The sequence below is a fragment of the Nitrobacter sp. 62-13 genome, from assembly GCF_001896955.1.
GTDB lineage: Bacteria > Pseudomonadota > Alphaproteobacteria > Rhizobiales > Xanthobacteraceae > Nitrobacter.
Genome location: NZ_MKRN01000085.1, coordinates 1 through 14,429, shown reverse-complemented (window position 1 = coordinate 14,429; position 14,429 = coordinate 1). Strand labels below are relative to the sequence as shown.

Below are 14,429 nucleotides of genomic sequence, written 5' to 3'. Positions count from 1 at the left end.
TGCGCCGCGGTGAGAACGACATCGCGCGCGATCAGCGTGCCGGTGCAGGAGTTGCCGTGCGAGCCGACGATGGTGACGACCGCGCTCGCCACCGCAGGCGAGGGCGTGCTGCCGCCGCCGACCATGGCGAATGAGGGCTGCATCAGCGTCAGGGCTGCCCCAGCCGCAACCAGGCGAATGAATTGCTGAATCATGCGGCGATGTGAGCCATCGCATCGCGTCTCTGTCAACATATGCATCGTCACAGCGAGGATATCCGATGCCGTCGATACTTCTGAGCGGACCCGCGGTCGAACCGTGGTCGGTCGCGGAGGCCAAGAGCTTCCTGCGCGCCGAGAACGATGACGACGACACCGTGATCGCCTCGCTGATTGCGGCCGCGCGCAGTCACGTCGAAGCCATGACGCGCTGCGCCCTGATCGCGCAGACCTGGCGTTTCGTGCTCGACCAGTGGCCGAAGGACGGCCGCATCAAGCCGGGCAGGGGGCCGCTGCGCTCGCTAGTTGCGGCGCGGGTCTACGACTCCGCCGGCAACGCCTCGGTCATCGAGGCCGAAACATTCGTCCTCGATAAAGCGGCCGGCGTGATCGCGCCATCGGCGTGGGGCCTGCCGGCGCCGGGTCGCGCGACCGCCGGCATCGAACTCGATGTCGAGATCGGCTTCGGCACGGCCGCGACCGACGTGCCGGACGTGCTGCGCCATGCGGTGCGGACGCTGGTGGCGCACTGGTACGAGAATCGCGGCCTGATCGCGATCGGCCAGAGCGTGGCGATGATGCCGGCCAGCGTCAGCGCCATGATCGCGAGCTATCGCGTGCCCGCGCTCTGATCGCACTTCTTGAAAGGACATTGCAATGACCAGCGCCAATTCAGCGCTTCGCGCCGCCGTGCACGATGCGCTTGCAGCCGACAGCGGGCTTCATGCGGCGCTCGGCGGCAAGCGGGTCTATGACGAGCCGCCGCGCGGCGCGCTATTGCCTTACGTCAGCATCGGCGAGGCGCGCGTCACCGATGCATCGGTCGACGACGGGCCGACCCAGGAACATCAGATCACGCTGCATGCGCGCTCGCGCCAGGGCGGGCAGGGGGAAGCTCACCTCATTGCCGGCGCGGTGCTGCAGGCGCTCGACGATGCGCCGCTGACGCTTGCGGGCTTTCGGCTGGTCAACTTCCGCTTCGCGGTCGCGGATATCCGGCGCGAGTCGGACGGCCGCACCTATCACGCGCAGGTGCGATTCCGCGCCGTGACCGAACCGACAACCTAGAATCTAAGGAGCCGTCATGGGCGCACAAAAGGGCAAGGACCTGCTGTTGAAGATGAGCGACGGCGCGAGTTTCGTCACGGTGGCGGGCCTGCGCAGCCGCAGGATCGCGTTCAACGCCGAGATCGTCGACATCACCAGCGCGGAATCGACCGACCGCTGGCGCGAACTGCTGGCGGGCGCCGGCGTCAAGCGCGCCTCGCTGTCGGGCCGCGGCCTGTTCAAGGACGCGGCGTCGGACGCGCTGGTGCAGCAGGCATTCTTCAACGGCACGATCAACGACTGCCAGGTCGTGGTGCCGGATTTCGGCACCATCGAAGGCCCGTTCCAGATCGCCAGCCTCGAATTCGCCGGCGAGCACAACGGCGAGGTGACGTTCGACCTCGCGCTCGAATCCGCCGGCGCGCTGACGTTTACGGCGATGTGAGCTTCTACCCTCCCGTTGAGGTGAGGGTAGAGAAAAGGAGGTTCTATGCCGAACAAATATCGTGGTGAGATTGCCGCCGAGCTTGGCGGGCGGCAGCGCACGCTGGTGCTGACGCTCGGCGCGCTGGCCGAGCTTGAATCGGCATTCGGTGCCGGCGACCTGGTGGCGCTCGCGGAGCGTTTCGTTTCAGGGCGGCCATCGGCGCGCGATCTGACCCATATCATCGGTGCGGGTTTGCGCGGCGCGGGCGAAGCCGTCACCGACGACGAGGTCGCGGTCATGACCGTCGATGGCGGGGTGGCCGGCTTTGTCAGGATCGCGGCCGACCTGATCGCGGCGACCTTCGATGACGGCGCCACGCGGTGAAGCCGTTTCCATGGGCGGATGCGATGGGCTTCGGCTTCGGCGTGTTGCGCCTTGCTCCGGATGCCTTCTGGCGGATGACGCCGCGCGAACTGGCGCAGGCGATCCGCGCGGTGCGCGGGCCTTCCGTCGCGCCGCTGGCGCGGGCCGACCTCGACGATCTTTTGGCGCGGTTTCCCGATACGCCGCGCGAGGGAGGACACAATGACTGACGACACGAGCCTTGAGGACGCATCGAGTACGCTGGACAGCCTCAACACCAAGACCCAGGCGCTCACGATCAGCGCGGGCGGCTTTGCCCGTGCGATGACGCAGGCTTTTTCGTCATCGGTCACCGGCGGCAAGCAGTTCGACGACGTGCTGAAAACGCTGGCGCTGCGTGTCTCGAGCCTCGCGGTGACCGCCGCGTTCAAGCCGCTGACGGCGAGCCTGACCAGCGGCATCTCCAGCCTGTTCTCGGGACTCACTGCCGGCATCGGCTCGACCGGCGTGCAGGCCAACGCGCTCGGCGCCATCAAGCCGTTCGCGTCGGGCGGCGTGATCGGCGCGCCGAGTTACTTTCCGATGATGGATGGCGGCGTCGGCCTTGCCGGCGAGGCGGGCCCGGAGGCGATCATGCCGCTGACGCGCGGTCCCGACGGCCGGCTCGGCGTCTCCGGCAGCGGCGGCGGCAACAGCATCACGGTGCAGATCGCCACGCCCGATCTCGACAGCTTCCGCCGCTCCGAGAGTTACGTCACCGGCCAGATCGCGCGCGCGGTGGCGCGAGGCCAGCGAAATTTGTGAAGATGTCTTCACTCTCCCCTCGCCGGGAGGGTGAAGGATGCAGGACCGAAACCCACCATGACCAGTTTCCACGAAGTCCTGTTTCCGCTCGATGTCGCGCTCAAGAGCGCGGGCGGGCCGGAACGGCGAACCGATATCGTGAGCTTCGGCTCGGGCCGCGAGGCGCGCAACGCGCGCTGGGCGCAGTCGCGGCGGCGCTATGACGCCGGCTACGGCGTTAAGACGCTGGACGCCTTGCAGACGGTGATCGCGTTTTTCGAGGAGCGTCGCGGCCGGCTCTACGGCTTTCGCTGGCGCGACCGGATGGATTGCTGCTCGGCGATGACGGGCGTCGCGATCTCGCCGCTCGATCAGGTCATCGGCATCGGCGATGGCGCGACGGCGTCGTTTCAGTTGATCAAGACATATGGCGGCGCGTTCGCGCCCTATGCGCGCGCGATCGCCAAGCCGGTCGGCGGCAGCGTGCGCGTCGCCGTCGCCGATGAGGAGATCGCGGCGGGCTCCGCGTTCACCTGCGATGCGACCACGGGCGTCGTCACGTTCGCCGTCGGGCATATCCCACCGGCGGGAGCGGCCGTCACCGCGGGATTCAATTTCGACGTGCCGGTGCGCTTCGACACCGACTACCTCGAGGTCGATTTCGCGACGTTTGCCGCCGGCGCCATTCCGAAGATTCCGCTGGTCGAAATCAAGATGTGACTCGCTGGCGGGTGAGGCGATCGATAGCCCTCACACGTCATCCAACCCCGGCTCGCACCACGCTTCGCCCGATGCTCACCGATCCTCCCCCTCAAGGGGAAGGTGAAGGAAATCTCATGCGTTCTGTTCCCTCCGCGCTTCAGGCAAAACTTGATTCCGGCGCGACCACGCTGGCGCGCTGCTGGATCGTGACGCGGCGCGACGGCGCCGTGCTCGGCTTCACCGATCACGATTGCGATCTGGCGGTTGGCGATGTTGCCTGCCGCGCCGGGACCGGTTTCACCGCGTCGGAAGCGACCAGTCGCTTCGATCTTTCGGTCGATGGTTCGGAAATCTCCGGCGCGTTTTCCGATGACGCCCTGAGCGAGGCCGATCTCGCCGCGGGCCGTTACGATGCCGCCGAGGTCGCAACCTGGCTGGTCGACTGGAGCGACGTCGCGCTGAAAATCCTGATCGCGCGCGGTACGCTCGGCGAGGTGCGGCGCGAGGGACAGGCGTTCACCGCGGAATTACGCGGGCTTGCGGATGCGCTGGCGCAGGACAGCGGGCGTCTGTTCACGGCGCGTTGCGGCGCCGATCTCGGCGACAACAGGTGCCAGATCGATCTTGCCAAAGCTGCGTATCGCGGCAGCGGGGTCGTGACGGTCATCGAGGGGACCTCGATCGCCGCGGTCTCCGGCCTCGGCGATTTTGCCGATGGCTGGTTCACCGCCGGGCGCGTGGTGTGGACGACCGGCGCCAACGCCGGCATTGCCGTCGAGGTCAAACAGCATCACATCGCCGCGGGCGAAGTGCGGCTGTCGCTATGGCAGGCGATGGCCGAGCCGATCGCCATCGGCGACAGCTTCATGATCACCGCCGGCTGCGACAAGAGCTTCGCGACCTGCCGCGATCGTTTCGCCAACACCAGTAATTTTCGCGGCTTTCCGCAGATTCCCGGCAACGATTTCGTCGTGAGCTATCCGCTGCCCGGTTCGCCTGACAACGGCGACGGCACCAAGGCGTTGTGAAGGAGCGGCTCGTGAATTCGGAACATGCGACCCGCGCGGCCATTGTGGCGGAAGCTCGCGCCTGGATCGGCACGCCCTATCGGCACCAAGCCTCGCTCAAGGGCGTCGGCTGTGATTGCCTTGGCCTGGTGCGCGGCGTCTGGCGCAACTGCATCGGCGACGAGCCGGAAACGCCGCCGCCCTATGCGCCGGACTGGGCCGAAGCGAAAGGCGACGAAACGCTGGCGGCTGCGGCGCTGCGTCATCTCGTTCCGGTCGCGCGCAACGATTTCATGCCGGGCGACGTTCTGCTGTTCCGCTGGCGTGACGGGTTCGTCGCCAAGCACGTCGCGATCGCCTCCAGCGAGCGCACGATGATTCATGCGCACGACGGTGCGGCCGTTTGCGAAATCGTCCTCGCACCGTGGTGGCGACGGCGCCTGGCATACGCATTCCGCTTTCCGGGAGTATCTGTCTGATGGCAGCGCTGGTTCTTTCCGTCGCGGGCGGCGCCGCAGGCGCGCTGTTCGGTCCGGCCGGCGCGATCGCGGGCCGCATTGCCGGCGCGCTGGTCGGCAACGTCATCGACCGCAAGCTGTTCGGCCCCGGCAACCAGAACGTGGTCGGCCCGCGGCTCGCCGACCTCGATGTGATGGCTTCGACCGAAGGCGCGCCGATCCCGCGTGTCTACGGCCGCGCGCGGCTGTCCGGTCAGGTGATCTGGGCGACGCAGCTCGAGGAGGTGGTGAGCAGCCGAACAAGCTCGTCGTCCGGCGGCAAGGGTGGATTGTTCAGCGGCCCCAGCACGACCACCACCACCTACAGCTATTTCGCCAATTTCGCGGTCGGCCTTTGCGAAGGCGTGATCGGACGGGTCGGACGGGTCTGGGCCGACGGACGTCCGCTGGATCTCCACGGGCTGACGATCCGTGTTCATCGCGGCACCGAGGACCAGGCCCCGGACGACCTGATCGTCGCCCGGGAAGGCGCAGGCAATGCGCCTGCCTATCGCGGGCTCGCCTATGTCGTGTTCGAGCGGCTGCCGCTGGCGAACTTCGGCAACCGCATTCCGCAGCTCTCGTTCGAGATCATCCGCCCCGTCGGCCAGCTCGAACGGATGGCGCGCGCGGTGACGCTGATCCCGGGCACCACAGAATTCGGCTACGAGCCGTCCGCCGTGGTGCGCTCGCTCGGCCCCGGTCAGTCCGCGCCGGAAAACCGTCATGTCTCGAATGCCGAATCCGATGTGATCGGGGCGCTCGACGATCTGCAAGGGGTATGTCCGAATCTCGAGCGCGTCGCCGTCGTTGTTGCGTGGTTCGGATCGGACCTTCGCGCCGGAAGCTGCATCGTTCGCCCCGGCGTCGACAGCGCAAGCAAGGTCACGCGCGGCGGCGACTGGTCGGTGGCCGGCGTGACGCGGGGAGGCGCCTATGTGGTGTCGCAGGTCGATGGCCGTCCGGCCTTCGGCGGCACGCCATCCGACGACAGCGTGAGGCACCTGATCGCGGAGTTGAAGGCGCGCGGCCTCAAGGTCACGTTCTATCCCTTCGTCATGATGGACATTCCGGCCGGCAACGGCTTGAGCGATCCATGGAACGGAGCATCGTCGCAGCCGGCCTATCCCTGGCGCGGCCGCATCACCTGCGCTCCTGCGCCGGGACAGGCAGGCTCGCCGCAAGGCACACCGGCGGCGGCGACGCAGGTCAACAATTTCTTCTCCGGCGGAAGCTGGAATTATCGCAACATGATCCTGCACTATGCGAGCCTGGCGGCTTCCGCCGGCGGCGTCCATGCCTTCATGATCGGATCGGAGTTGCGGTCGCTGACGCGGGTGCGCTCCGGCAGCGGCGTCTATCCCGCCGTCGACGCGCTGGCGGCGCTCGCGGCGGACGTCAAGTCCATCGTGGGATCATCGACGATCGTGACCTATGGCGCGGACTGGACCGAGTACGGCGCGGATGTCGTTACGCCGGATGCGTCGGAGGTTCGCTTTCCGCTCGATCCGTTGTGGGCATCGAGCGCGATCGACGTCGTCGGCATCGATTATTACGCGCCGCTCGCCGACTGGCGCGACGAGGCCGGGCATCTCGACTCGAGCATCGCGACTTCGACCTACGACGTCGGCTATCTCGCGGGTAACGTCTATAGCGGCGAGGGGTTCGACTGGTATTACACCGATGACGCCGCGCGCGCCGCGCAGGATCGCACGCCGATCACCGACGGTCTCGGCAAGCCGTGGACCTTCCGCGTCAAGGACATCAGGTCATGGTGGTCGTCGGCGCATTACGAGCGCGTTGGCGGCGTTGAACTCGCAGGCCCGACCGCATGGGTGCCGCAAGGCAAGCCGATCTGGTTCACCGAGGTCGGCTGCCCGGCGGTCGACAAGGGCGCCAACCAGCCGAGCGTGTTTCCCGATCCCAAGTCGTCGGAGAACAACCTGCCGTATTTTTCCAGCGGCTATCGCGACGATCTGATTCAGCGCCGCTATCTGCAGGCCTTTCTTGGCAAGCTTGATCCCGCATTCGGCGCGGCGGATGCGGACAATCCGGTCTCCACGGTCTATGGCGGGCGCATGATCGATGCGTCCGCGGTTCACCTGTGGACCTGGGATGCGCGGCCCTATCCGGCGTTTCCCGCCGCGACCGAGGTCTGGAGCGACGGACCGAACTGGCAGACCGGACACTGGCTCACCGGACGTCTCGGCGCCGCGCCGATGGACGCGCTGGTGGAGGCGCTGCTCGCCGATTGTGGTGTCGCCGGCGCCGACACCTCGGCGTTGCGCGAGGCTTGCGACGGCTACGTGATCGACCGGCCGATGTCGCCGCGCGCCATGATCGAGCCGCTTGCCGGCGCCTATGCCTTTGATGCGACCGCCGCCGACGGAACGCTGCGTTTCCTTTCGCGCGGCGGCGCACCGGTCGCCGATTTCGTCGAGGACGATCTGGTGCTGCCTGACGATAGCGCGCCGGCGCGGTTGACCCGCGCGCAGGAAACCGAACTGCCGCGCGAGGCCGGTTTCGGCTTTACCGACGGCACCGTGGACTACAGGCGCTCTGCGGTGACGTCGCGACGGCTCGCAGGCGGCTCGAACCGCAGTGTTCACTCCGACCTTGCAGTCGTCAGCGACGACGCGGCGATGGCGCGCCGCGCCGAGGTCTGGCTGCAGGACCTGTGGGCGGGACGCGAAAGTGCCGCGTTCTCGCTCGGCCCGCAATGCCTGTCGCTGACGGCGGGCGACGTGATCGGGGTGACGATCAACGGGCGGCGGCGGCTGTTCGAAATCAGCGCGACCGTCGATGCAGAAGCGCGGCAGGTAACCGCGCGCAGTATCGATCCCGAGGTGTTTTCGGTGCCGCTGTCGACGCCGCGGCCGACGCGGCCCGCAATGCCGGCCGCGCTCGGGCCGGTTGAAGCTGATGTGCTCGACCTGCCGACCATCGAGTCGTCGGAGCCGCCGATCCTGACGCGGCTCGCCGTCTTCGCCAGCCCGTGGCCGACATCGGTGACGGTCTGGACATCGCCGGACGGCGCGAGCTTTGAACCGTCCGCGGTGATACCGGCGCCCGCCACATCGGGCGAAACGCTGGACCCGCTGCCGGCGGGGCCCTCGGGCCGGTGGGACTGCGGCAACGTCTTCCGCGTTCGGCTCTACGGCGGCGCGCTTACGTCGCTCTCCGACGCCCGCGTGCTGGCGGGCGCCAATGCGGCCGCTATACAGAACACGGACGGCGATTGGGAAGTCCTGCAGTTCGCCAATGCGGAGCTGGTGGACGAGAGCATATATAAAGTGTCCCGCCTGCTGCGCGGGCAGGCCGGCAGCGAATATGCCGTCGCCGACATGTTGCCGGCGGGAGCGCGGTTCGTCCTGCTCGACACGCATCTTACGCCGCTGGCGCGCGGATTGAACGCGCTGGACCGGCCGATCCTGGTGCGGCTCGCCGCCGCCGGACGAAACCATGACGATCCGACCGCGGTCGCGCTGACGGTGACGCCGCAAGCCACCGCGTTGCTGCCGCTGTCGCCGGTGCATGTGAAGGCGTCGCGCGAGAGCGGCGGCGTGCGGATTACGTGGATTCGCAGGACTCGCATCGATGGCGACGGCTGGGGCGTTGAAGTGCCGCTCGGCGAAGATGTCGAAGCCTACACGCTCGATATCTTCTCGGGCAGCTCGATCGCACGCAGCATTGCGTGCAGCACGTCCGAGACGCTTTACGCCAACGCCGATGAACTTGCGGACTTCGGCGCCGCGCAGACGAGCCTGCACATTCGCGTCGCGCAAATGTCGGCGACCGTCGGCGCCGGGCATCCTACTGAACTCACTCTCACCCTCTGAGTTGCCATGACAGACACACCGAATCTCGGACTGCCGTATATCGACGGCAGCCAGGCGCAGAAGCACGTCACCCATAACGAGGCGCTGCGCATTCTCGACGCAGTGGTCCAGATCGGCGTGCTCGACATGACGCTGGCCACGCCGCCCTCCAGTCCGGCGGACGGCGAACGCCATGTGGTCGCAGTCGGCGCGACCGGCGCGTGGGCCGGAAAAGACAACACGATCGCGACCTGGCAGGACGGCGCCTGGGCATTCCTCATGCCGAAGACGGGATGGTGCGTCTGGTCGACTGCCGATAGCAGCCTGTTCGTGTTTGACGGCTCGGACTGGCAGAGCGCGGGAGGCACGAATTCGCTCGACAACCTCGCGCATCTCGGCGTCAACATGGGCGCGAGCAGCCCGAACCTCTTGAGCGTCAAATCCAACGCTGCGCTGTTTGACGCGATCGACGCCGCCGGCGGAGGCACCGGCGACATGCGGATTCAGGTTTCCAAGGAAAGCTCCGCGAACACGGCGTCGATATTCTTTTCGGACGGTTTTTCGGGCCGCGCGGAGTTCGGCCTGGTTGGCGCCGATGCCTTCAAGCTCAAGGTATCGCCGGACGGATCAAGCTGGACCGAGGCGTTCAATATCGATCAGAGCTCCGGCAACCTCACGCTGCCGCGCGGACTGGCGCTGACCGGTGTCATTTCTCCCGCACAGATCACAGCCGACCAGAACAACTACAATCCCGCCGGCCTTGCAGCGGCGTCGGTGCTGCAAATCAGCACCGACGCGCCGCGCCGCATTTCGGGCCTGGCCGGAGGGGCCGAAGGTCGCTGTCTCATCGTCATCAACGTCGGGGGCCAGCCGGTGACGCTGCTTGACGAAAGCGCATCGTCGTCGGCCGCTAACCGCCTGACGCTGGGCGCCGACCTGACGATCTCGGCGAAGCAGGCGGCTATCCTGCGTTACGACGGTACCGCCGCGCGCTGGCAGGCGATCGCGGGCGGAACGGGACTCGGTCCCGCGGCAGCATCCGTCGCGAAATCGTCAGGATATACCGTGGTCGCGGGGGACGGTGGCGTCACGATCAGAGCGACGGCCGCGCTGACCTTGTCCTTGACGGCGGCGGCGACCCTCGGCGCGAACTTCATGTTCGATGTCGTCAATGCTGCGTCGTCGAATGGTGTCGTCACCATCGACCCCAACGGCTCGGAAACCATCAACGGTGCATTGACCCTCAAGATATTTCCCGGCGAGCGGGCGACGATTGTCTGTGACGGGTCGAACTGGTCGGCGTTCGGCCTGTCGCCGCTGGTGCTGCTTTCGCAGCAAAGCGTCGCCTCGGCTTCTTCGGTAAGTTTTGTATCGATGTTCGACGACGCATTCTCCTCGTTCGAGGTGAGAGCAAGGGGGGTGCTGGGCTCGACCACCGCCGATCTGATAGCCCAAGTTTCGACCAATGCCGGTTCCAGCTATTTCAGCGGATCGACGGATTACAAACTGAATTATGTTCTGATGGATCAGGGCGGGAGCCTCAGCGGCGCCTCGATCGACTCCTCGAATATTTCGTTCTGTCAGATATCCAGCGGCTCGCTGGCGTCATTCGAAATGGAGCTTTTCGATCTCACGAGCACGGCGCTTTATAAAACGACCCAGCAAAGACAAGCCGGCGCCTCGTCAGGCGGATTGAGATTCATGATGTCGTCGGCGCGGCTGATCGGCGCTAACACGAGTGTCGTGAACGCAATCCGATTTGCACCGTCGAACGGGACGATCAGCGGGACGTTCCTGCTATACGGGCGGCGATGATAATGCCACATCGTTATACGCAATGTACCGGAGGGTAGCGTCAAACTGTTGCTGTCCGCAACGCTATGACATGATCAAAACCAACGCCAGTTGCAGTGTAGGCTTGAATGGCTTGAATATTGAAAACCTCTCTGCCTTGCGGGAAGTTTACTGCATTCCTTGCGACGTGCTCAGGAGGCCGGCATGCGACTTCACCTTATTCTTCGTAGGTTGAAAGAGCGGTCTTAAGCCAGTCATCCGATGGGAACGATGCCTCTGGTTCATCGACCCCGTTTTCAGACAGGGCTCTCCGAACGAATGCGGCAAAATATACGGGGTATTCTTTCGGATCTATTTTTCGTCCGTCAATTTGTGTCTTGCCCGGCGAGTACTCAAGCTCTCTACCTTGCCTCAAGCATGCAAGCACGCCATCGACAGACAAGTTTTTCCCGTTTCCGCGCGAGCACTGAATCGAAACATTAAACGTCGGGTCGGAGATCTCCCAATCCCCATCGATTAGTGCTTCGACGGTTACGTGAGTCTGATAGCGGTCCTTGCCGCTGAGAAAATCTTGGCCCGCTAGCTGCACGACGCGAGCCGGAATTCCGACCGTGTTGAGAGCCCATGCATAAGCAAGCCCAGCTCCCCCGCACAGCATCCCGTTCCGAGTTGATGATAGCGATGCATAATAAGCGGGCGCACTTTTGTCGGGGAGTTCCTCTTTGCCCGGATCAAAATTGCGATAGACGTAATCGCGAATCGCGTCGGCGGCGGCGCGCGGCTCTACATCGCCGATCAATGACAGCCCAGCGTCGCCTCTGACGATGTAAGCCGCTATTTTCGGCGTGATTTGGTCGGTCGCCTCTAATTGCTGCTGAGCTTCGATTGCAATGGATCGATAAGACCATGCTTTGAAAACGATCGCCGTACTACAAACGACAAATGCAAACGCAAGTATTGTGCGTCTCAATTCGTTCCCCCCGATACCCCCATTATGTTGTTCGCGTTTTTATATTGGACGACAGAGCCACGCAAGCACATGGTCGGGAAGTCGTTGTTTACAGCGACCGATGCCTCAGCAGCTCGAAAATGCGATCGGGGCGTATACTACCTCTGGAATATTCTGCGATCTGTTGTAGGCTCTTCAGTTGAAGGTTTTCGTTCCGGCAGTCAGACCTGGACTTTTCCAGTAACCTTTGCAGGAGGATCGCCTAGCGTGTCGATCTTACCGACAGGCATTCCGGCTTTCGTCATTTCACTTCATTAAGTAATGTTACGACGGAAGTCGTAGGTTTTGTCTACGCGGCGATGACTTCACAGAGCGCCGCGACAAGACAAGCGAGTGCTACAGCTATTAGGCGGTGGTTCTGAGCGTTGGTCTGGCGAGGCTGACGGCCTTGAGCGATAGGAACGGCTTTTCAACGAGTCTCCATGAGATCGCAGCCATTGCGAATGTGGCGAGATATACCGCAATCCAGAGCCACCCTTCGGATTTATATCCGAAGATCATGAAGATCATGATGATCGGCATGTGATAAAGATAGACGCCGTAGGAAATATCGGTCCCTCTGAACATCTTGGACAAAGACGGCAGGGTGTGAGCGAATGAGAGGACGCAGCCAGCCAGCGTAATGATCGAAAGGATGACAGCAGGTGTAGGGTTTTTGTAAGCGGGGCCAACCCAAATCAGTAAATGAATGGTGAGCCAGATCGGGAACGTCCCCTTGAATAGCCATCCGATTTTATCCCATGAAAGCCGCACTGCCGCTCCTAGCAGGAATATCCAAAGATAAGGCGGAACAGTCGTGTCAATCCATGGGTTTTTCATCGTTACCTGCTCGACCGCGAGCCAGAGCGATGCAACGAACACGAGAACTAGAAGCGGCCATGTCCATCGTTTCCCGATGAGGAGCGGGACGACAAGATAGAAGCCCAACTCAACAACAATGGTCCAAAGGACACCGCCGGGGAAAAACGGCAGTGTGTTCGGCCCGTATTCGAAACTTGGCGTTGATATTGAGTTAGCCAACACCGTCGAACCGGTAACAACGAGGGTTGCAAAATATATGTACGTGTTTGAGTCAGCCATTGCGCGGAGCGGGATAACACCTGTGAAGATCATCATTAGAAACATAATGAACAGGCTCGCGACCATCGCGGGGTAGATGCGAAGGAATCTGTTTTTCGCGTAACGCGGAACTGACTGGTCCCGCATGAAGGACCCGGTGATCAGAAACCCGCTGATAATGAAGAAAATCGGGACCCCTGGGAAAAGCCAAAACACAGAAGGTCGCCCCTTGAGGTTTAGCCATATGTCTGCGTGAGATGAAACGACCTGACAGGCCGCGATCAGCCTGAGCAAATCAAAATTGTTCTCATGCTTCAAGATTACCCCCAATAGCTCGTGCGAACCTACCCCTCGCACCGTCGAATGGGACGATCAGCGGGACGTTCCTGCTATACGGAAAGCGATAACGCTCCTGATGCACTCTGCTGTCACGCCAATGATGAGGAGAAAGAATATCTGGATCGGGAAAAGATACTGGATCGAATAGTGAAAAAGCATCGCCTGCCCGATAAAAAATATGATGTAGATCCAGCTCATAATGAGTGCGGCGTCAACAGCCGTCCAGCCCGGCTTCGATCTAAGAGATAGCGAAACATAAATCGCCGAGGCAAATCCAAGAAGCAACAATGCTTCCAGAACGTTTATCCGGCCCGGTAATCCCGTTTTGAGAGTGATCTCCAGCTTTCGAAGATAAACAACGACGACATCGATTGGATGATGAGCGAGAATCTCGAAGTATTGCTCTCGCAAAATATCGAAATAACGCGGCGAACTGACAACAACGGATGGATCAATCCGTTCTGCGGCCGCTTTCGCATTGGCATCGGCCCATTCAATGCCGAACGGATTAGGGGCCGCGCCCAGGCCGATATAAAGGTTATGCCATATTCCATGCTGTTCCAGCATGGTTGAAGGAGGGAGGTGAAAAATGGCGTCCCTCGCCTTGAGCACAAGATATGGCGCTTGGTAACTGATAAGAAGAGCAACGGCCATAGCTGCTTTGAACGTCAGGTTGTTGCGGGGGCGTAGTCGTGCGAGCGCATGAATAGCGAGAGCCATGAACCCGGCGACCATACCCATGAGACCGATCGCTTGACGGAACAGCGCTGCGATAGCGATACCGACAACGGCTAGGGCAAGCCAGGCAACGAGCGTTTTTCGGTTAGACCCCGTGGCGGGAAGTCCCAAAAGGGCAAGCGGGAATAGCGCAACGAGACACGCGCAGCCAAACTGCGCGGGATGAGGGCTCGTTGCATGGAACTGGTCTGCTATCAGCGGGCCAGCGGCGAGCAACAGGAATGACGCAAACGATAGCTTCAGACGAAATAACAGCAGAGCCAGAATCAAAATTCCGGCATAATTGAATATGGAATTGAGAACCGAGATATCGGCAGGAGTGACGGCTTTTTGGCTGAGGAGTGAGTATATATCGAGAGCCAGTGCATGACCCGGATCATCACCGCCAAAGCCATCTGCCATCGGGACGAGTCCTCCATCCTTGCAAAGTGAGAGGATGGCTCCGGTTGTCCTTGCGCACTCCGCACTCTGAATCCAAAATTTGGATGCTGTCCAGGAGAACGGAAGATCGTTCGCTGAATGCAACGATTTGGCGAATTGAGGGACAGTAATGACAAGCAAAACCAGCAATAGAACTATGGCTGAAACGTTCTGCTGGATAAACTTGATAAACTTGGTTTGACCAAAGCTCATTTCCGAATGCGTCCCT

The 14,429-nt window shown here is 62.7% G+C and carries 14 protein-coding genes and 1 pseudogene; 11 read left to right on the top strand and 4 right to left on the bottom strand.

Annotation, left to right across the window (positions count from 1 at the left end):
- Positions 1-194, bottom strand: a pseudogene (locus BGN91_RS08035) (S1 family peptidase); the annotation flags it as partial.
- A gap of 65 nt (positions 195-259) precedes the next feature.
- On the opposite strand from BGN91_RS08035, the gene BGN91_RS08030 reads away from it, so the two are divergent.
- From BGN91_RS08030 to BGN91_RS07980, 11 genes are all read left to right on the top strand, one after another.
- Positions 260-829: a head-tail connector protein gene (locus tag BGN91_RS08030; RefSeq protein WP_292612096.1), complete on the top strand. Its 570-nt coding sequence runs from the start codon at positions 260-262 to the stop codon at positions 827-829.
- Between the two features lie 25 nt (positions 830-854).
- On the top strand, positions 855-1,265 hold the full coding sequence (locus tag BGN91_RS08025) for a DUF3168 domain-containing protein (protein WP_292612095.1): 411 nt from the start codon (positions 855-857) through the stop codon (positions 1,263-1,265).
- Positions 1,266-1,281: 16 nt separating this feature from the next.
- Positions 1,282-1,689 (top strand): phage major tail protein, TP901-1 family, encoded by a 408-nt coding sequence (locus BGN91_RS08020; protein ID WP_292612094.1) that lies wholly within the window; start codon positions 1,282-1,284, stop codon positions 1,687-1,689.
- Between the two features lie 45 nt (positions 1,690-1,734).
- Entirely contained in the window at positions 1,735-2,055 is a 321-nt protein-coding gene (locus BGN91_RS08015) for a gene transfer agent family protein (protein WP_292612092.1), read from the top strand.
- Positions 2,052-2,264 (top strand): rcc01693 family protein, encoded by a 213-nt coding sequence (locus tag BGN91_RS08010; RefSeq protein ID WP_292612090.1) that lies wholly within the window; start codon positions 2,052-2,054, stop codon positions 2,262-2,264. Before BGN91_RS08015 ends, BGN91_RS08010 begins: the two co-directional genes overlap by 4 nt.
- Positions 2,257-2,838, top strand: coding sequence for a phage tail tape measure protein (locus BGN91_RS08005; RefSeq protein ID WP_292612088.1), 582 nt, complete (start codon positions 2,257-2,259; stop codon positions 2,836-2,838). Before BGN91_RS08010 ends, BGN91_RS08005 begins: the two co-directional genes overlap by 8 nt.
- Before the next feature lie 57 nt (positions 2,839-2,895).
- Positions 2,896-3,537: a DUF2460 domain-containing protein gene (locus BGN91_RS08000; RefSeq protein WP_292612087.1), complete on the top strand. Its 642-nt coding sequence runs from the start codon at positions 2,896-2,898 to the stop codon at positions 3,535-3,537.
- Positions 3,538-3,653: 116 nt separating this feature from the next.
- The gene (locus BGN91_RS07995) at positions 3,654-4,547 is read left to right on the top strand and encodes a DUF2163 domain-containing protein (RefSeq protein WP_292612085.1); all 894 of its coding nucleotides are present in this window, start codon (positions 3,654-3,656) and stop codon (positions 4,545-4,547) included.
- 11 nt (positions 4,548-4,558) lie between these two features.
- The gene (locus BGN91_RS07990; protein ID WP_292612084.1) at positions 4,559-5,005 is read left to right on the top strand and encodes an NlpC/P60 family protein; all 447 of its coding nucleotides are present in this window, start codon (positions 4,559-4,561) and stop codon (positions 5,003-5,005) included.
- Complete coding sequence (locus tag BGN91_RS07985; protein ID WP_292612083.1) at positions 5,005-8,862, top strand: glycoside hydrolase/phage tail family protein; 3,858 nt, start codon at positions 5,005-5,007, stop codon at positions 8,860-8,862. Before BGN91_RS07990 ends, BGN91_RS07985 begins: the two co-directional genes overlap by 1 nt.
- Before the next feature lie 6 nt (positions 8,863-8,868).
- Positions 8,869-10,656 (top strand): DUF2793 domain-containing protein, encoded by a 1,788-nt coding sequence (locus BGN91_RS07980; RefSeq protein ID WP_292612082.1) that lies wholly within the window; start codon positions 8,869-8,871, stop codon positions 10,654-10,656.
- A gap of 196 nt (positions 10,657-10,852) precedes the next feature.
- Here the strand turns inward: BGN91_RS07980 and BGN91_RS07975 are convergent, their stop codons facing one another.
- The 3 genes from BGN91_RS07975 to BGN91_RS07965 all read right to left on the bottom strand — a co-directional run.
- Positions 10,853-11,605, bottom strand: coding sequence for a transglutaminase domain-containing protein (locus BGN91_RS07975; protein ID WP_292612080.1), 753 nt, complete (start codon positions 11,603-11,605; stop codon positions 10,853-10,855).
- A 384-nt stretch (positions 11,606-11,989) separates the two neighbouring features.
- Positions 11,990-13,021 (bottom strand): acyltransferase, encoded by a 1,032-nt coding sequence (locus BGN91_RS07970; protein ID WP_292612078.1) that lies wholly within the window; start codon positions 13,019-13,021, stop codon positions 11,990-11,992.
- A 54-nt stretch (positions 13,022-13,075) separates the two neighbouring features.
- Positions 13,076-14,429, bottom strand: a 1,354-nt coding sequence (locus BGN91_RS07965) for a hypothetical protein (RefSeq protein WP_292612076.1), incomplete at its 5' end; no start/stop codon positions are given.